Source organism: Micromonospora sp. CCTCC AA 2012012 (genome assembly GCF_040499845.1).
Taxonomy (GTDB): Bacteria; Actinomycetota; Actinomycetes; order Mycobacteriales; family Micromonosporaceae; genus Micromonospora; species Micromonospora mangrovi.
In genome coordinates, this window is sequence record NZ_CP159342.1 from 6,185,140 (window position 1) to 6,203,714 (window position 18,575).

Below are 18,575 nucleotides of genomic sequence, written 5' to 3' on the forward strand. Positions count from 1 at the left end.
GTCCGGCGACCGGGCCCGGTCGCGCCGGCGCGGCCACCGCCCGCCGCCGACGCCCCTTCCGGTACGCCGTGCGCCGCGCACCCCGGGCGTCCCGCCCGGCTGCCGGCCCGCCGTCGGCGCCGTCGCCCGGCGCGGCGTCCCGCCGCCTCACAGCGGGCCCCGACCCGCTCTCAGCAGCAGCAGCGCCAACTGGGTGCCGTCGGCCCCCAGGGCCTGCCGGAACCGCTCCAGGATCTCCCGCTCGCGGGACAGCACCAGCCGGGTCCCACCGGAGGCGAGCCGCGTGGCGCCGACCTCCTGGGAGAGGGCGGCCCGTTCCTGCCACAGCGCGATGATCGTGCGGTCGATCTCGTCGATCCGCTCCCGGATCTCGACGATCCGCTCGGCCGCCGCCGAGTCGCCGGTGCCGGTTCGCGCCGCCGCGGCCTCGGTCGGGTTCGTCTCGGCCCGGTCGCCGGCCAGGCCGCTGGACTCCACCACATCAGTCATCATCGTCGTACCCCCTCGGGTGTCGGGCCCGGTACCCGGATCCCGGGACGAAAAAGCCCCGGGCTCTCGAGAGCCCGGGGCATTTTTCGCAGGTCTGACGATCAAGCGCGACCTACGGCTGCCGGACTCCCGGGGCCGTAGTAAAAGTAGAAGCGCTGATCGAACACGTTGTCGAGTATGCCGACCGCCGGTACGGCCGCGCAAGCAAACCGGCCAACAGGTGGGACGGCCCACCTGCGCGCGGTGTCCGACGGTGCCGCCCCCGCCCGTCCCGGTGTGCGGCGGCGGGAAGTGTCCGGCCGGCGGCATAGACTCGCCGTGCGATGCATCCTCTCTTCGACATCCCCGCGTCCCCGCCCGCGCCGGAGCCCCGGCCGACCCCGCCGCACCGGCCCGGGTCGGTCGCCGCCCGGCTCGACCCGCAGGCTCTCCTCGACGGGCTGAACGGTCCGCAACGTGACGCCGTCACCCACTCCGGCTCCCCGTTGCTGATCGTGGCCGGCGCCGGCTCCGGCAAGACCCGGGTGCTCACCAGCCGGATCGCCTACCTGCTGGCCGCGCGGGACGTGCACCCCGGCGAGATCATCGCGATCACCTTCACCAACAAGGCCGCCGGGGAGATGAAGGAGCGGGTGGCCCACCTGGTCGGCCCGCGGGCCCGGCTGATGTGGGTGTCGACGTTCCACTCCGCCTGCGTGCGGATCCTGCGGGCCGAGCACGAGCACGCCGGCCTGAAGTCGACCTTCTCGATCTACGACGCGGACGACTCCCGCCGGCTGATGCAGATGGTGGCCCGGGAGTTGGACCTCGACCCGAAGCGCTACCCGGCACGCGGGCTGGCCGCCCAGGTCTCCAACCTGAAGAACGAGCTGGTCGACCCGGAGGAGTTCGCCGGTCGGGCCAAGGGGCCCAACGAGCGGGCCCTCGCCGAGGCGTACACGCTCTATCAGCGGCGGCTGCGCGAGGCGCACGCGCTGGACTTCGACGACCTGATCATGACGACGGTGCACCTGCTCCAGTCCCACCCGCACGTCGCGGAGAGCTACCGCCGACGGTTCCGGCACGTCCTGGTGGACGAGTACCAGGACACCAACCACGCCCAGTACGTGCTGATCAAGGAGCTGGTCTCCGGCACCGAGGGGATCGAGCCGGCCGAGCTCTGCGTGGTCGGTGACGCCGACCAGTCGATCTACGCGTTCCGCGGCGCGACGATCCGCAACATCCTGGAGTTCGAGCGGGACTTCACCGACGCCCGGACGATCCTGCTGGAGCAGAACTACCGCTCCACCCAGACCATCCTCAACGCCGCCAACGCGGTGATCGACCGGAACACCTCCCGCAAGCCGAAGCGGCTGTGGAGCGACGCCGGCCACGGCGAGCAGATCGTCGGCTACGTCGCGGACACCGAGCACGCCGAGGCGGACTGGGTCGCCCGGGAGATCGACCGGCTGGTCGACGAGGGCGAGACCCGCCCCGGCGACGTCGCGGTCTTCTACCGCACCAACGCCCAGTCCCGGGTCTTCGAAGAGGTCTTCATCCGGGTCGGCCTGCCCTACAAGGTCGTCGGCGGGGTGCGCTTCTATGAGCGCAAGGAGGTCCGCGACGCGCTGGCCTACCTGCGCGCCGTGGTCAACGACGACGACACGGTCAGCCTGCGCCGGATCCTCAACACGCCCCGCCGGGGCATCGGCGACCGGGCCGAGGCGTGCGTCGAGGCGCTCTCCAGCCGGGACCGGATCTCGTTCGGGGCGGCGCTGCGCCGCGCCAAGGACGCCCCGGGCATCTCCACCCGGGCGGCCAACGGCATCGGCGACTTCGTGGCGCTGCTCGACGGCGCCCGCGAGCTGGCCGAGAGCGGCACCCCCGAGGAGGTGCTGGAGGCGCTGCTGACCCGCTCGGGCTACCTGACCGAGCTGGAGGAGAGCCTCGACCCGCAGGACGCGGGCCGGGTCGACAACCTCCAGGAACTGGTCAGCGTCGCCCGGGAGTACACCGAGCGGATCGAGGCGCTGGGTGAGGAGGGGGAGCGGGCCACCCTGGCCGGCTTCCTGGAGCAGGTCGCGCTGGTGGCCGACGCCGACCAGATCCCCTCCGATGACCCCGACCACCAGGGCGTGGTCACCCTGATGACGCTGCACACCGCCAAGGGGCTGGAGTTCCCGGTGGTCTTCCTGACCGGCCTGGAGGACGGCGTCTTCCCGCACCTGCGCTCGCTGGGCGACACCCGTGAGCTGGAGGAGGAGCGCCGGCTGGCGTACGTCGGCATCACCCGTGCCCGGCAGCGCCTCTACCTGTCCCGGGCGGTGACCCGCTCGGCCTGGGGGCAGCCGGCCTACAACCCGCCGTCCCGCTTCCTGGAGGAGCTGCCCCCGGAGCTGGTCCGCTGGGAGCGCACCGAGGGGTCGTACACGTCGTGGGCCGGGGGTGGCGGCGGCGTCGGCGGCCGCGCGGACCGCGTGCCCGGCGGGCGTGGCGGCTTCACCGGGGGTACGCCGAAGGCCGCGCAGCTCGCCAAGCGGCTCGGCGTGGACGGCAGTCGGCTGGCCACCGCCAGCGAGCTGCCCCAGGGGCCGAAGGTGTCGGCCGGCGACCGGGTCAACCACCAGCGCTACGGGCTGGGCCGGGTGGTGGCAGTGGAGGGGCACGGGCCGGGGGCCCGGGCGCAGATCGACTTCGGCGACCAGACCATGTGGCTGGTGCTCCGGCACGCCCCGATCGACAAGCTCTGAGTTCAGCGACGAGGGCCCGGCCCGGCGAACCGCCGGACCGGGCCCTCCCGCGTGCTGTGGGCCGTCAGCAGGCCACGTCGATGCCCCGAGCGCGCAGGAACGGCGCCGGGTCGATCTGGTTCCACATCTGGCCCTTGTGCACCTCGAAGTGCAGGTGCGGACCGGTGGCGTCACCGGTGGCGCCCTCGTAGCCGATCACCTCGCCGGCGCTCACCTTCTCGCCCACGGTGACCTTGAGGCTGCTCTGGTGGGCGTAGTGGGTCAGGTAGCCGTTGCCGTGGTCGATGAAGACCGAGTTGCCGTACCCGTCGCCGGCGTCGCCCGCCTGCACCACGGTGCCCGCGGCGGCGGCGTGGATCGGGGTTCCCGACGGCATCGCGAAGTCGATACCGGCGTGCAGGGTGCCCCAGCGGGGCCCGTAGCAGGAGGTGATCTCGGCGCCCTTCATCGGGATCACCCAGGTCGGCTTCGGCTTGACGGTCTTCTTCGGCTTGGGCCGGGGCTTGGCGGCCGCCGTCCTGGTCGGCTCGGGTGCGGCCTTGGTCGGGCTCGGCGTGGGGCTGGCCGGGGTCGCCGACGGGGTCACCGGGGCGGTGGACTCGCGGACGGAGCGGTCGGCGCGGGCGGCGGCCTCGGCGCGGGCCTGGGCGTCGAAGTCGACGGCGGCCGGGGCCGGGGTGCCGTGGTCGGCCGTGGCGACCGAGACGCCGCCGAGGCCGAGACCGAGCAGCGCGACGGCGCCGACGACGAAGTATGTGGCGCGCCGGCCGGTCCGCTTGCGCGGCAGCTGCCGGGTGGGGATGTCCTGGGTGTTCTCGTTCTGGATGTTGCTGTCTTCCGACACGGGGGACCTTCGCAGTCGAGGGGCACTTGACCTCGAAATACTGGTGTCGGCCGGGTCGGCGGCGGGTACTGGCACCGGGGGACGAGCGGGGCAGGTGATCATCTCTGCCCGCTTCCGCCCGCTCGCGGGTGGTTTGGCCGGTAAAATGATCATGCGACGCTGTGACGCCGCCCACACTTCCGGCTGTGACCCGCCAGACTTGCCGGAACAGCAAACCGCCCGGATCGCATGATCCGGGCGGTCAACGGGCGGTACGCAGCGTCAGGAAGCCGCTACCTCGCTGTAGATTGCCTCGACTTGCAGCTTGATGTCCACTCCGCGGTCCTGGAGCCACGGCACCGGGTCGAGCGGCTGACCGTTGACATGGATCTCCAGGTGCAGGTGCGAACCGTAGGAGTGGCCGGTGTTGCCGACCAGGCCGAGCTGGTCGCCCGCCTTGACCTGCTGGCCCTCCTGCACGCTCACCGCGGAGGAGTGGCCGTAGATCGCCTCGCTGCCGTCCGGGTGCTGGACGATGACCGCGTAGCCGTAGCCGCCGAACCAGCCGGCCTTGGTGACCGTGCCCGAGTGGATCGCCACGAACGGGGTGCCCTCGGGGGCGACCAGGTCGATGCCGGTGTGCAGCTTGCCCCAGCGCATGCCGTAGGGCGAGTTGAAGTCGTAACCCTGCAGGGGGAGCAGCCAGGTGTCCTGCTCGGACGCGGCCTTGCCGTCGGTGCGGCTGTCACGGGTGGCGCGGTCGGCGGAGTTGGCGCGGGCCGCCGTGTCCTGGCTCGTGACCGAGGCCTGCTTGAGCTCGTCGAGAACCGACGGGCTGACGCTCTTGGCGTCGGGGAGGGCGTTGGCGCCGAGGGCGACGATGCCGGCTCCGACGAACGCGGTGGTGACGACCGCGGCGTAACGGCTCCGCGGGGGGGTGGGTACGCGGCGACGACCGCGATATCGATCGGGCTCAGACGACAGGCGCTGGCGCACGCACACCCTCCGTTGTCGGGGTTCCGAAGCGGCCCGCCGGTGTTCGTGAAGCTCGGATGAACGTCGGCTGGCCGCGTCGTCACCCGTCCGTGGACCTGATGACAACCGTGGACACGTTAGCCAACTGCCACTCCAGTCACAAGCCGAAGCGCCGAACTGGTGTTTCGTTCTGTCCCTTTCCGTCCACTGATGTCATAGCTCGTGACACCGGTCGGCTGGCCCTGTTACTGTCCGTTCGTCGCGCAGAGTGACCGTTCGGCGGAGGTGTCCGGCTTCCCCGCGCCCGGGCCGGCCGCTATGGGGCAACCCGGGTTCCCGGCCCCGGGCGGGCCGGGTTACCGTTCGTTCAGGTGATAGCCCGCCGGAGCCGGTGAAAGGTGTGCGCTGATGAGCTCTCGTATCCGGGTCGTCGTCGCGAAGCCCGGCCTGGACGGCCACGACCGCGGCGCGAAGGTCGTCGCGCGGGCCCTCCGCGACGCCGGCATGGAGGTCATCTACACCGGCCTGCACCAGACCCCGGAGCAGATCGTGGAGACCGCGATCCAGGAGGACGCCGACGCGGTCGGCCTCTCCGTCCTCTCCGGCGCGCACATGACCCTCTTCAAGCGGGTGCTGGAGCTGCTCGGTGAGCGGGACGCGCGGGACATCGTCGTCTTCGGCGGCGGCATCATCCCCGACGCCGACATCCCCGAGCTGCAGCAGCTCGGCGTGGCCAAGATCTTCACCCCGGGTGCGACCACCCAGTCGATCGTCGAGTGGGTCCGGGAGAACGTCGCCCAGCCGGTCGGCTGAGCCGACCGCGCCACCCGGCCCGGGCCTTGGTGCCGACGGAAGGTCGGGCCGCTCCCGGACGCGGACACGGGGGAAGGGCCGGACGCACCCCTCACACGCCCGGCCCTTCTATGCACGATGCCCCGCCGCCACCCCTCGACCGACAGGGCATCGGCCGTCTCCCGTCTTCGCGCTGTGCAGCGCTCCGACATCAGACTCAACGACGTCCTCTCGGCGGGGTTACGCAGGTCGCGCAACATCCCCCGGACGGCTGACGTGCCACCTCGCGGAGCCTGCTCCCGGCGCGAACCCGGGCGGGCCTGATCGCTCCATGCCGGCCGAGTGGGATGAACCCGGGCGGGCGGACACCACCACGTCGGCGAGGTGGGACGGTGGCCGTCGACCGGCCGCCCCGTCCGCGCCCGGTGATCGCGGGAGGCAGGCTCCCGCCCGGTCGGGTACGCGGGGTCCGCGCGGCCGTCCCGTCGGTCGTAACCTGTGGCTGCCCGTACCGCCCTTCGCGGTCGACGACCCCTGCCGGGAGCCCCTGTCGTGACCCAGCCGCCGCCTCCTCAGCCGTATCCCTCCGAGGGCTGGCCCGCTCCGCCCGCCCCCGGTGCCGGGCAGCCAGCGCCGACCGCGGGCTGGTCCGCGCCACCGCCTCCCGCGCCGAGCTGGGGTCCCCCGCCCGTCGGACCGGGTCCGGCCGCGCCACCGCCCACCGGACAAGGCTGGACCGCGCCGCCGCCCGGCCAACCGGCCGGACCCGGCTGGTCCGCCCCGCCCGCCGGACAGGCGGGCGCACCGGGCTGGTCCGCGCCGCCCGTCGGGCAGCCGGGTTGGGCCGCGCCGCCCGTCGGGCAGCCGGGCTGGGGCGCGCCGCCCGCCGGTCACCCGGGCGCGCCGGGCTGGGGGCCGCCGGCCGGGGTGCCGGGCGGGCCGCCGTATCCGGGGGCGCAGTCCGGGCCGCAGCAGGCGTACCCGAACTGGTCGTCGCCGGGCGGCCCGGCGCAGCCGCCGCCGGCCTGGCAGCCGCCGCCGTCCCGGACGGCGAAGCGGATCCCCGAGGATCAGCCGTTCGTCGCCCGGCCGAGCCTGCGCAAGCGCGGACTGGCGCTGGGCGGCCTGACCCTCTTCATCGGCCTGGTGATGGCCTGCCCGCTGGGGCTGGCCGCGTCGGGCGAGAACGGGGACGCGAGCATCCTGCTGGTCATCCCCCTCATCATGGTCTTCTTCGCGCTGGTGGTCGGCCTCCAGCTCTGGCTGGTCTCCTCCGGGGGACCGGTGCTCGCGGTCGGCCCGGCCGGGCTGTGGATCAAGACGCGACCGACCCGGGGGCAGGCGATCTGGCTGCCCTGGGAGGCGATCGACCAGGTCTACCGGCGGCGCTGGGGGCTGGAGAAGATGCTCTGCGTGCGGGCGCGCGACCCGCGCACCGGCGGCGACCTGGGCGCGTTCACCGCGCTCGACGCCGGGATGCAGCAGGCCTTCTTCGGCACCGGGTTCACCGCCACCGTCGTCTACGCCGACCGGACGGAGGAGGAGATCATGCAAGCGGTGCGGCAGTACTCGGCCGGCCGGTGCAGGGTGGTCTGAGCCACCGGGTCGCCCGGCGGGCCGAGCACCGGCCCGCCGGTTGTGCATTACCGCACACCGCGCACCCGCTCGGTTGCCGGCGGTTCCCATCTCGTTAGGCTGCGGCAAATGACCTGTCTGATCTGATGACAGGCGTCAAACTGATTTTCCAACGCTGGTGGCGGCGCGACGGCGCGCCGCGGAGACGGGACGGGACGCGCAATCGTGGACCTGTACGAGTACCAGGGGCGGGACCTGTTCGAGCGGCACGGGTTGCCCGTGCTCGCCGGCGGCGTCGCCACTACCCCGGAGGAGGCCCGCGCGATCGCCGAACGCCTCGGCGGTCGGGTGGTCGTCAAGGCGCAGGTGAAGGTCGGCGGCCGAGGCAAGGCCGGCGGCGTGAAGCTCGCCGAGGGCGCGGAGGAGACGGTGGCCCGCGCCACCGACATCCTCGGCATGGACATCAAGGGTCACACGGTCCACAAGGTCATGATCACGGTGACCGCGGACGTGGCCGAGGAGTACTACTTCTCGTACCTGCTCGACCGGGCGAACCGCACCTTCCTCTGCATCGCCAGCGTCGCCGGCGGCATGGACATCGAGGCGGTCGCCGCCGAGACCCCGGAGAAGGTCGTCAAGGCCCCGATCGACGCGAACACCGGCGTCGACGAGGCGAAGGCCCGGGAGATCGTCACCGCCGCGAACTTCCCGGCCGAGGTCGCCGACCAGGTCGTCGACATCGCGGTCAAGCTGTGGCAGGCGTTCGTCGCCGAGGACGCCACGCTGGTCGAGGTGAACCCGCTGGCCAAGAACGCCGACGGCAAGCTGCTGCTGCTCGACGCCAAGGTGACCCTGGACGAGAACGCCGGCTTCCGGCACCCGGACCACGAGGCCCTGGTCGACCAGGCGTCGGTGGACCCGCTGGAGCAGGCCGCCAAGGCCAAGGACCTCAACTACGTCAAGCTCGACGGCGAGGTCGGCATCATCGGCAACGGCGCGGGTCTGGTCATGTCCACCCTCGACGTGGTCGCGTACGCCGGTGAGCGGCACGGCGGCGTCAAGCCGGCGAACTTCCTCGACATCGGCGGCGGCGCGAGCGCCGAGGTGATGGCGAACGGTCTGGAGATCGTGCTCTCCGACCCCTCGGTGAAGAGCGTCTTCGTCAACGTCTTCGGCGGCATCACCGCGTGCGACGCCGTCGCCAACGGCATCGTCCAGGCGCTGGCGCTGCTGGAGCAGCGCGGCGAGCAGGCCACCAAGCCGCTCGTCGTCCGCCTCGACGGCAACAACGCCGAGGCCGGTCGGGCGATCCTCGACGGCGCGAACAACCCGCTCATCCAGCGGGTCGACACCATGGACGGCGCGGCCGAGCGGGCCGCCGAGCTGGCAGCTGCGGGGGTCTGATCATGGCTATCTGGCTGACCAAGGACTCCAAGGTCATCGTGCAGGGGATGACCGGCTCCGAGGGTTCCAAGCACACCCGGCGGATGCTCGCCGCCGGCACCAACGTGGTGGGCGGCGTGAACCCGCGCAAGGCCGGCACCACCGTCGACTTCGACGGCACCGAGCTGCCGGTCTTCGCCTCCGTCGCGGACGCGATGAAGGAGACCGGGGCCGACGTCACGGTCATCTTCGTACCGCCGCAGTTCACCAAGGGCGCGGTCGTCGAGGCGATCGACGCCGGGATCGACCTGGCCGTGGTGATCACCGAGGGCGTCCCGGTGCACGACACCGGCGCGTTCTGGGCGTACAACGTGGCGAAGGGGGAGCGGACCCGGATCATCGGGCCGAACTGCCCCGGCATCGCCTCGCCGGGTGCCTCCAACGCCGGCATCATCCCGGCCGACATCACCGGCTCCGGCCGGATCGGCCTGGTCAGCAAGAGCGGCACGCTGACCTACCAGATGATGTACGAGCTGCGGGACATCGGCTTCTCCACCTGCGTCGGCATCGGCGGTGACCCGATCATCGGGACCACCCACATCGACGCCCTGGCCGCGTTCGAGGCCGACCCGGAAACCGACGCGATCGTGATGATCGGCGAGATCGGCGGCGACGCCGAGGAGCGGGCCGCCGAGTTCATCAAGGCGAACGTCACCAAGCCGGTGGTCGGTTACATCGCCGGCTTCACCGCGCCCCCCGGCAAGACCATGGGTCACGCCGGTGCGATCATCTCCGGCTCGGCGGGCACCGCCGAGGCGAAGAAGGAGGCGCTGGAGGCCGTCGGCGTGAAGGTCGGCAAGACCCCGACCGAGACCGCCAACCTCATGCGGGAGATCATGTCCGGCCGCTGAGCGGTCGCGTGACGTGCCGAGGGGGTCGACCGCGTGCGGTCGGCCCCCTCACCTGTACCAGTACATGCTGTGGCCGCTGGCCCGCCAGATCGCGTTGCCGATGATGTTGACCACGCCGAGCGCGATGGCGATCCAGCCGAGCACGGGTGACTTGCCGAACCGCTTGGCGTCCCGGATCGACAGGTAGCCGAAGACGATCCCCAGGATGCCGCAGCAGATCAGGCCGAGCACAATGCCCAGGACACCCCAGAGCGTGGTGCGGTCCCGGCCGACGGCCGGCGGTGGTGGCGGCGGCGGGTACGGAGCGTTCACGGCTTCCTCCGAGCGGTCGGTGCCGCGACAGGAAAGGTCGCGTCTGGGCCGAGGCTAAACCGGATCGGGGGGATCAGTCGGTGGATCAGGGAACTCGCCGTCGGCCTGCGGCGGTATCGGACTGCCGCCGTCGGCGCGGCGTGCCAGAGTAGAGCCGATGTCACCCGTCACCCCCGACCATCCCCGCCGGCCCGCCGGTGTCGACGCCGACACCCGGCCGGTCGACCGTGTCCGGCCGGCGCCCCGGGTGCCCGCGCCCCGTCCGGCGGAGTCCGGGCCGGGTCGCGCCCCGCTGCCCGTGGCCGCCGCGGTGGCGGCCGGCTGGGCGGCGTTGACGTCGTGGCTGCCGGTGGCGCTGGTGCTGGGGCTGATGCAGATCAGCGAGGACGCCGGGTCCCTGTCGGGGGCGCTGCGGGCCGGGCTGGCCGGCTGGCTGCTCGGCCACGGGGTCCCGCTGGACACCAGCGCCGGCCCGCTCGGCCTGGCGCCGCTCGCGCTGGCCGCGCTCGCGGTGTGGCGGCTCACCCGGGCCGGGGTGCACGTCAGCCGGGCCATCGGCGCCCGCGGCGGTCGGTCACCCCGGCAGGCGCTCACCGCCGCGGTCGCCGTCGGCATCGGGTACGCGTTCTTCGGCGCCCTGGCAGCGCTGGTGGTCGGCGCGGGTGGCCCCCGGGTCTCCCCGCTGCGGGCCGCGCTCACCCTCGCCGCGTTCGGCACCCTGGCGGCACTGGTCGGGGCGCTGCGGACCACCGGGGTCGCCGCGCTCCTCGCCCGTCGTTCCCCGCCGCCGCTGCGGGACGGCGTACGCACCGGGCTGGTCGCCGGGCTGCTGCTGCTCGGCGCGGGGGCCGGCGCGGCGGGGCTCTCCGTGGCGACCGGGGGCGGTGACGCCGCCGACATGATCAGCGCGTACCGGACGGGGGTGGCCGGTCAGGTCGGGATCACCCTGGTCAGCGTCGCGTACGCGCCGAACGTCACCATCTGGTCGGTCAGTTACCTGCTCGGGCCGGGGTTCGCCGTCGGCACCGACACGGCGGTCCGCACCAGCGAGGTCTCCGTCGGGGCGCTGCCGGCCGTACCGCTGCTGGCCGGACTGCCGCGCGGCCCGGTCGACGGGTTCGGTGCGGGACTGCTCGCGGTGCCGGTGCTGGCCGGGATGGCCGCCGGCTGGCTGCTGGCCCGGCGGCTGCTGCGGCTGGCCGCGGAGGACCGGGCGGAGCTGAGGTGGGTGGCGCTGCTCGTCCCGGCGGCCCTCGCCGGCCCGGTGGCCGGGCTGCTGCTCGGCGCGGCCGCGGCGATCTCCGGCGGGCCGGTCGGCGGTGGCCGGCTGGCCGAGGTCGGCCCGGTCCCCTGGCAGGTGGCCGGCGTGGCCACGCTGGTCGTCGCCGTCGGCGCCCTCCTCGGTGCCGCCGCCACCCGCACCCTGGCCCGCACCCCCCGGCCCGACCCCACCCCCGCCCCCCGCCCCCCACTCCCGCGTTGATCAAGAGCTTTGCGTCGGGAACCTGGCTCCCGGCGACGCAAAGCTCTTGATCGACGCCAGCGGTGGCGGACGGAGAGACGGCGAGGGGGTCCGGCGAGTGCCGGACCCCCCTCGCCGAGCCGGATCAGGAGAAGTTGTTCCAGTTGATCGTGGCACCGACGATGGCCACGACGATGCCGAGCACGATGCCGACGCCGCCGCAGATCAGAGCGGTCTTGGCCTGGCCGGCGTTGCTCGCCTCACCCTGCTGGACCTTCTTCTGGCCCAGCACGCCGAGCACCACGCCGGCGATGCCGAACGGGATGCCGAGGCCGCCGCAGCAGAGGCCCAGCACGATGGACACGATGCCGACGATCATGCCGATCAGGCCGAGGGTGTTGTTCTGCCCCTGCCCGGTCGGGAAGCCCGCGTTCGGGTACGACGGGGCCGCCCCGTACGGCTGCTGCTGCGCGTACGGGTCCTGGTAGGGCTGCTGACCGTACGGCTGCCCGGAGGTCGGCTGCCCGTAGGGCTGGCCCGAGGTCGGCTGGCCGTAGGGCTGGCCCGAGGTCGGCTGGCCGGAGGTCGGCTGGCCGTACTGCGGGGCCTGCGGCTGCGCGTACGGGTCCTGCGGCTGGCCGTAGGGCTGGCCGGACGGCTGCTGACCGTATGGTGCCGCCGGCGGCTGGGCGTACGGGTCCTGGTACTGCGGGGAGGTCGGGTCCTGCGGCGGCTGCTGGCCGTACGGGTCCTGACCGGGGTTACCGGGCTGCATTACTGGGTGCTCCTCAGACTGGGGTTCGGCTGTCAGTACGTCGAGCTGTTGCCACCCATGATCGCGCCCATTCCACCGAGGACGCAGCACAGGAGGGAGATCGCCCAGCCGATGAGGCCGATGATCAGGGCCCACTTGGACCACTTCTTCGACTCGGCGGCGGCGGCCTGCGCGCCCGCGTAGTCACCCTGCTGGATCAGCGGGTTCACCTTGGAGGCGTTGATGATGGCCGGGATGGCCAGCGGCCAGAACAGGAAGATGGCGACGATGGACATCGTCATGTTGTTGTCGATCTGCTGCGGCTGCTGCGGGTAACCAGGCTGCATGGCGGCGTACTCCTCGATCCAACGGCGCGTCGTGGCGCCGGTTCACTGACGGGTGCGGGGCCGGGCGTACGCCGGGCACCGAGCGACCGGCAGCGTACCGTGCCGGCGCCACCCGGGTGATCACCCGAAACGGCGCTGCCCGACGGCTGGACGCCCCTGTCGGCCCGATAGGGTGGCCGCGTGACCGAGCCCGCGTCCGTCGCCCGCCTCGTCGTCCTCGTCTCCGGCTCCGGCAGCAACCTCCAGGCGCTGCTGGACGCCGGCACCGACCCCGCGTACGGGGCCCGGGTCGTCGCCGTGGGCGCCGACCGCGACGGCATCGCCGGTCTGGACCGGGCCGCCGCCGCCGGGGTGCCGACCTTCGTCGACCGGGTGAAGGACCACCCGACCCGCGAGGAGTGGGACCGGGCGCTCACCGCGCACGTCGCCGAGCACCGGCCCGGCCTGGTGATCAGCGCCGGCTTCCTGAAGCTCGTCGGGCCGCACTTCCTGGCCGCGTTCGGCGACCGCTACCTCAACACGCACAACACCCTGCTGCCGGCGTTCCCCGGCATCCACGGTCCCCGGGACGCCCTCGCCTACGGCGTGAAGGTCACCGGGGCCACCCTCTTCTTCGTCGACGCCGGGATGGACACCGGCCCGATCGTCGCCCAGGTCGCCGTGCCGGTGCGGGACGACGACGACGAGGAGGCGCTCACCGAGCGCATCAAGGAAGCCGAGCGCCGCCAGCTCGTCGAGCAGGTCGGTCGCCTGGTCCGTGAAGGTTGGACGATCACCGGAAGAAAGGTCACGGTCCCGTGAGTTCGAGTGAGGAGCGCCGTCCGATCCGGCGGGCGCTGGTCAGCGTCTATGACAAGACCGGCCTGGTCGAGCTGGCCCGGGCCCTGCACGCGGCCGGGGTGGAGCTCGTGTCGACGGGCAGCACCGCGTCGACGATCGCCGGGGCCGGCGTGCCGGTGACGCCGGTGGAGCAGGTGACCGGCTTCCCGGAGATCCTCGACGGCCGGGTGAAGACGCTGCACCCGAAGATCCACGGTGGCCTCCTCGCCGACCTGCGCAAGGACTCGCACGCCGCGCAGCTCGACGAGCACGGCATCGCCGGCATCGACCTGCTGGTCTCCAACCTCTACCCGTTCCAGGCCACCGTCGCCTCCGGCGCGTCGCAGGACGAGTGCGTGGAGCAGATCGACATCGGCGGACCGGCGATGGTGCGGGCCGCCGCCAAGAACCACGCCTCGGTCGCCGTGGTGACCGACCCGGCGGCATACCCGGCGCTGCTCGCCGCCCTGGACGCGGGCGGTTTCACGCTGACGCAGCGCAAGGCGCTCGCGGCCCGCGCGTTCGCGGTCATCGCCGACTACGACGTGGCGGTCGCCCAGTGGTGCGCGCAGGAGCTGGCCCCGGCCGCCGACTCGTGGCCGGAGTTCGCCGGGCTCACCCTGACCCGGCAGGCGGTGCTGCGCTACGGCGAGAACCCGCACCAGGCGGCGGCCCTCTATGCCGACCCGGCGAGCCCGGCCGGCCTGGCCCAGGCCGAGCAGCTGCACGGCAAGGAGATGTCCTACAACAACTACGTCGACGCGGACGCCGCGTGGCGGGCCGCGAACGACTTCCCCGAGCAGCCCGCCGTGGCGATCATCAAGCACGCCAACCCGTGCGGGATCGCCGTGGGCGCGGACGTGGCCGAGGCGCACCGCCTGGCCCACGCGTGCGACCCGGTGTCGGCGTACGGCGGGGTGATCGCGGTGAACCGGCCGGTGAGCGTGGAGCTGGCCCGGCAGGTCGCGGAGATCTTCACCGAGGTGCTGGTGGCGCCGGACTTCGAGCCCGGCGCCGTCGAGGTGCTCCAGGGCAAGAAGAACATCCGGCTGCTGCGGGCCCCGGCGTTCGACCCGCTGCCGGCGGAGTGGCGGCAGGTCACCGGCGGCATGCTGGTGCAGCTGCGGGACCGGATCGACGCCGACGGCGACGACCCGGCCAACTGGCGGCTGGCCGCCGGTGAGGCGGCCGACGAGGCCACCCTGCACGACCTCGCCTTCGCCTGGCGGGCGGTCCGCGCGGTGAAGAGCAACGCGATCCTGCTGGCCCGGGGCGGCGCGACCGTCGGGGTGGGCATGGGCCAGGTGAACCGGGTCGACTCGGCGCGGCTGGCGGTCAGCCGGGCCGGCGACGACCGGGCCCGCGGCGCGGTCTGCGCCTCGGACGCGTTCTTCCCGTTCGCCGACGGCCCGAAGATCCTGATCGAGGCGGGTGTCCGGGCGATCGTGCAGCCCGGCGGTTCGATCCGCGACGAGGAGGTCGTCGCCGCCTGCAAGGAGGCCGGCGTGACCCTGTACCTCACCGGCACCCGGCACTTCTTCCACTGAGTCGTCGCTCGTGAGCGGGACGTGGCCGACCGGCCACGTCCCGCTCCGCTTTCTGAGCCTCCACTCGGGAGCGCTCCGCCCGCCGCCGGGCTGACCAGCCGAAAGTACGACCGTCGAGCCGTTGCCGGTCGGGAATTGTTGTTGCTAGCGTGGGTCCGGCACGATCCGATCGACCCTCCCCGTTCTCCTCGTAGCCCGTCTCCCGCCCGCGGCCCCCGGCCGCCGCCCGAGCGGTGTCCGACATCCCCTCGCTGTGACAGGTTGGCCCATGCGCGTGTTCGACCGGTGGAACGCCGTCGTCGTCGCGCTGGCGTTCGTCCTGGCCGGCCTGGGGGCGCCCGCCTGCGTGGAGACCTCTCAGCCCGGCGCGGTGGTCACCGCCGCGCACCGGTCGATCGGCTCCGACGGGGCGCACGTCCATCCTCCGGACGTCCGGCCCGTCTCCGCCCCGGTCACCACGCCGCACCTGCCCGCCCCGACCTCCGGCGACCCCCGGGTCGCCGGGGCGCGCCCCGCGTACCCCGGCACTCCGCCGGAGCTGCGGGCGGAGGTCGTCGGCGCGCCCTGTGGTGACCACCGCGCCGGCGTCGGCCTCACCGACGGACCGGACGATCTCCTCCTCGCCGCGCCCGCGTCGGTCGACGGCACGACGGTCTCCGTCCTCGCCGCGATCCGCTACCGCCAGCCGGTGGTGCCCCTGCCGCCGCGCGGCACCCTGCCCACCCGGGCCCCACCGGTCACCGCCTGACCCTCGCCCGCCCCTCGACGTGACACGTCCGTCGATGCCGGCGCTGTGCTGTACGAGGGTCGAATCCGGACGGTCGCCGTCCGCTCACCAAGCCACGGCCACGCCATCCGCACCCGTGGTTCCCCTGCCCGGGCCACCAGCCCGGGAACCCCTTGAATCCTGGAGGATTCACATGTCGAAGTCCCGCTGGCGCAAGCCGGCGACAATCGCGGGCGCGTTGGTGCTGACCGCCGCGCTCGGTGGCGTCGCGGCCACCAACCACGAGGTCATGGAGGCCCTCGGCCTCGCCCAGGAGCCGGGCGCCAACCTGCCCTGGCACCCGCGCGAGATGGCCGAGATGGCCGCCGGGGAGAACGCCGCCGAGGCCGGCGAGGAGGCCTTCGAGGCCCGGGTCATCGCCGAGCAGTTCGCCCAGGCCCGGTCCGCGCCGGGCATCGTCGCGCCGGGCGCGTACGCCAACGCGTTCAGCCAGCTCGGCAGCGTGCCGGCCACCAAGGGCACCTGGCGGGAGGTCACCAGGATCAAGTACGACGGTGACGACCCGCGCTACCGCGACTACGCCTCCAACTCCTCCGGGGGCGCCGGCCTGCAGACCGGTCGGATCACCGGCCTCGCGGCCGACAACAGCGGCCACGTCTACGCGGCGGGTGCCGACGGTGGTGTGTGGCGGTCCTCGACCGGCGGCGGGAGCTGGACGCCGATCTCGGACCAGCTGCCCAGCCTCTCCAGCGGCGACGTGGTGCTCGCCGCCGACGGCTCGCTCTGGTACGCCACCGGTGAGGCGAACACCGGCGCCACCTCGTACGTGGGTGCGGGTGTCTACCGGCTCGCCAACCCGGCCAGTGGCCAGTTCACCACGGCCGACCGGGTCGGCGGCACCGAGCTGGAGAGCTCGGTCATCAACAAGCTGCGCTTCTTCGACGGCAGGGTCTGGGCCGCCACCAACCGGGGCCTCTACTCGCACGCGATGAGCAGCGGCTCCGGGGCGTGGAAGTTCGAGTGGGCGCCCAACCCGAGCTACCTGCCGGGCGGGGCGAACGCGGGCGCGGCGAACGCGGCGTACAAGAACATCGTCAACGACGTCGCCGACGACCCGAAGAACCCGAAGCACGTGGTGGTGGCCTCGGCCTGGCGGTCGGGCGACACCTACAACGGCTTCTACGAGACCGCCGACTACACGGCGGGCGGCTGGACGAAGGTCAACCCGGGCGGCGCCATGCCGGCCGACGACATCGGTTACGTGACGTTCGCCTTCTCCGCCGACGGCGGCAAGCTCTACGCGATCAACCAGTCGCCGGCCCTGCTCAACAAGCCGGCCGGCAACGTCAACAGCTACCTCGACGGCATCTACGTCTCCAACACCGGCAACCCGGCCGGCCCGTGGAACAAGATCGCCGACTCGGCGAAGCTCGGCAACTCCGGCTCGGCCCTCAAGCAGGCGATCGGCGGCAAGGGCTACGGTCCGGGCATCCAGGCCTGGTACAACCAGTTCCTCACGGTCGACCCGGCCAACCCGAACCACGTCTGGGCGGGTCTGGAGGAGGTCTACGAGTCGACCGACGCGGGCGCGAACTGGAAGACCGTCGGGCCGTACTGGAACTTCAACTTCGCCTGCTGGAGCAGCTCCGACGCGCAGAACAAGTGCAACAAGACCACCCACTCCGACCAGCACTCGGTCGCCGTGGGCAACGGTTTCGTCTACGTCGGCAACGACGGCGGCGTCTACCGCCGGCCGATCAGCGGCAAGACCGACAAGGACGGCCACGCCACCGACTGGCAGAGCCTGAACGACGGCACCATCGACGCCCTGCAGTACTACTCGGTCTCGGTGGGCAAGGACCCGGCGAAGGCCGGCACGGTGGTCTCCGGTGGTCTCCAGGACAACGGCGCCTCGGTGCTGCGGGCCGGCGACACCGTGATGGGCTCGAACTTCGGCGGTGACGGCGGCGACTCGCTGGCCGACCCGGCGAACGGCTGCCGGCAGGTCCAGGAGTACACCAATCTGGCCATGCGGGTCACCGAGAACTGCAACGCCAACCCGGGTCCGGGCACGATCGAGACCTCCACCTCGCGGGACATCCAGCCGTACACCTCGTCGCCGGGCGACGAGCCGGCCCGGTTCATCGCGCCGTTCGCACCGGACGCCACCGACGGGAACGTCTGGGTCGCCGGTGGCCAGCACGTCTGGGTCAACACCAAGGGTTACGCGATCCAGGACGGCAAGGGCTGGACGAACGCCTTCGACCTGGGCGCCGGTCACACCGCCACCTCGGTGGGCGTCTCCGGCGGCACCGCGTACGTCGGTTGGTGCGGGCCGTGCAACAACTCCGGCTTCACCCGGGGTGTCGCGGTCGGCAAGGTGAACGACCCGGCGAGCTGGCACCAGCTGGCCCTGCCGGCGGAGTTCCCGAACCGGTTCGTGCAGGGCGTCGGGATCGACCCGGCGAACGCCTCGCACGCCTTCCTCGCGGTCAACGGCTTCTCCCGCCGGTGGACCGAGGGCCCGGGCACCGGCTTCGGCCACGTCTTCGAGACGACCGACGCGGGCGCGACCTGGAAGGACGTCTCGGCGAACCTGCCGGACGTGCCGGCCAGCTCGGTCAAGGAGCTGTCCAACGGCGCGCTGGTGCTCGCCACCGACCTGGCCACCTTCTACCGGGCGCCGGGTGCCACCGACTGGCAGCGGCTCGGTGCCGGCCTGCCGCTGACCGTGGGCATGGACGCCGAGTACAACGCGGCCGACAACTCGGTCTACGTGGCCACCCACGGCCGTGGCATCTGGGCGTTCAGCCTGGCCCAGCTCTGATCCGGTGACCCGGCCCGGCCCGCTCCCGATTCGGGCCGGGCCGGGTCACCGCCCATCCCACCCGGCCCCGTCCCCCGACCATGGGGGACGGGGCCGGCGTCGA

At 72.9% G+C, this 18,575-nt stretch carries 16 protein-coding genes; 10 read left to right on the forward strand and 6 right to left on the reverse strand.

What is annotated here, in order from left to right:
• Positions 1-147: 147 nt before the first annotated feature.
• Positions 148-492, reverse strand: a complete 345-nt coding sequence (locus tag ABUL08_RS28075; protein ID WP_350933035.1) for a chorismate mutase — start codon at positions 490-492, stop codon at positions 148-150.
• Positions 493-812: 320 nt separating this feature from the next.
• Between ABUL08_RS28075 and pcrA the strand changes: the two genes are divergently transcribed.
• Positions 813-3,218 (forward strand): DNA helicase PcrA, encoded by a 2,406-nt coding sequence (gene pcrA, locus ABUL08_RS28080; RefSeq protein WP_350933036.1) that lies wholly within the window; start codon positions 813-815, stop codon positions 3,216-3,218.
• Between the two features lie 64 nt (positions 3,219-3,282).
• Here the strand turns inward: pcrA and ABUL08_RS28085 are convergent, their stop codons facing one another.
• The gene (locus tag ABUL08_RS28085) at positions 3,283-4,044 is read right to left on the reverse strand and encodes a M23 family metallopeptidase (protein ID WP_377521871.1); all 762 of its coding nucleotides are present in this window, start codon (positions 4,042-4,044) and stop codon (positions 3,283-3,285) included.
• Positions 4,045-4,323: 279 nt separating this feature from the next.
• Positions 4,324-5,037, reverse strand: a complete 714-nt coding sequence (locus ABUL08_RS28090) for a M23 family metallopeptidase (RefSeq protein ID WP_350933037.1) — start codon at positions 5,035-5,037, stop codon at positions 4,324-4,326.
• A gap of 387 nt (positions 5,038-5,424) precedes the next feature.
• Between ABUL08_RS28090 and ABUL08_RS28095 the strand changes: the two genes are divergently transcribed.
• From ABUL08_RS28095 to sucD, 4 genes are all read left to right on the forward strand, one after another.
• A complete protein-coding gene (locus ABUL08_RS28095) occupies positions 5,425-5,829 on the forward strand; it encodes a cobalamin B12-binding domain-containing protein (RefSeq protein ID WP_242794393.1) in 405 nt (134 codons plus the stop codon).
• A gap of 531 nt (positions 5,830-6,360) precedes the next feature.
• Complete coding sequence (locus ABUL08_RS28100) at positions 6,361-7,404, forward strand: hypothetical protein (RefSeq protein WP_350933039.1); 1,044 nt, start codon at positions 6,361-6,363, stop codon at positions 7,402-7,404.
• A 204-nt stretch (positions 7,405-7,608) separates the two neighbouring features.
• Positions 7,609-8,787, forward strand: a complete 1,179-nt coding sequence (gene sucC, locus ABUL08_RS28105) for an ADP-forming succinate--CoA ligase subunit beta (RefSeq protein ID WP_350933040.1) — start codon at positions 7,609-7,611, stop codon at positions 8,785-8,787.
• Positions 8,788-8,789: 2 nt separating this feature from the next.
• Positions 8,790-9,677 (forward strand): succinate--CoA ligase subunit alpha, encoded by an 888-nt coding sequence (sucD, locus tag ABUL08_RS28110; RefSeq protein WP_350933041.1) that lies wholly within the window; start codon positions 8,790-8,792, stop codon positions 9,675-9,677.
• Positions 9,678-9,725: 48 nt separating this feature from the next.
• Here the strand turns inward: sucD and ABUL08_RS28115 are convergent, their stop codons facing one another.
• Positions 9,726-9,989 (reverse strand): DUF4190 domain-containing protein, encoded by a 264-nt coding sequence (locus ABUL08_RS28115; protein ID WP_350933042.1) that lies wholly within the window; start codon positions 9,987-9,989, stop codon positions 9,726-9,728.
• A gap of 157 nt (positions 9,990-10,146) precedes the next feature.
• Here ABUL08_RS28115 and ABUL08_RS28120 point away from each other — a divergent pair, with 157 nt between their 5' ends.
• Entirely contained in the window at positions 10,147-11,472 is a 1,326-nt protein-coding gene (locus ABUL08_RS28120; RefSeq protein WP_350933043.1) for a cell division protein PerM, read from the forward strand.
• Between the two features lie 124 nt (positions 11,473-11,596).
• On the opposite strand, the gene ABUL08_RS28125 is transcribed toward ABUL08_RS28120, so the two are convergent.
• Positions 11,597-12,226, reverse strand: coding sequence for a DUF4190 domain-containing protein (locus tag ABUL08_RS28125; RefSeq protein WP_350933044.1), 630 nt, complete (start codon positions 12,224-12,226; stop codon positions 11,597-11,599).
• A 32-nt stretch (positions 12,227-12,258) separates the two neighbouring features.
• The gene (locus tag ABUL08_RS28130) at positions 12,259-12,552 is read right to left on the reverse strand and encodes a CD225/dispanin family protein (protein ID WP_350933046.1); all 294 of its coding nucleotides are present in this window, start codon (positions 12,550-12,552) and stop codon (positions 12,259-12,261) included.
• 180 nt (positions 12,553-12,732) lie between these two features.
• Between ABUL08_RS28130 and purN the strand changes: the two genes are divergently transcribed.
• The 4 genes from purN to ABUL08_RS28150 all read left to right on the forward strand — a co-directional run bounded on the left by purN (position 12,733) and on the right by ABUL08_RS28150 (position 18,472).
• Entirely contained in the window at positions 12,733-13,353 is a 621-nt protein-coding gene (gene purN / locus ABUL08_RS28135) for a phosphoribosylglycinamide formyltransferase (RefSeq protein WP_350933048.1), read from the forward strand.
• Complete coding sequence (purH, locus tag ABUL08_RS28140; protein WP_350933049.1) at positions 13,350-14,918, forward strand: bifunctional phosphoribosylaminoimidazolecarboxamide formyltransferase/IMP cyclohydrolase; 1,569 nt, start codon at positions 13,350-13,352, stop codon at positions 14,916-14,918. Before purN ends, purH begins: the two co-directional genes overlap by 4 nt.
• Positions 14,919-15,186: 268 nt before the next feature.
• Positions 15,187-15,666: a hypothetical protein gene (locus tag ABUL08_RS28145; protein WP_350933050.1), complete on the forward strand. Its 480-nt coding sequence runs from the start codon at positions 15,187-15,189 to the stop codon at positions 15,664-15,666.
• Positions 15,667-15,838: 172 nt separating this feature from the next.
• The gene (locus tag ABUL08_RS28150; protein ID WP_350933051.1) at positions 15,839-18,472 is read left to right on the forward strand and encodes a beta propeller repeat protein; all 2,634 of its coding nucleotides are present in this window, start codon (positions 15,839-15,841) and stop codon (positions 18,470-18,472) included.
• The last annotated feature ends 103 nt before the right edge of the window (positions 18,473-18,575 follow it).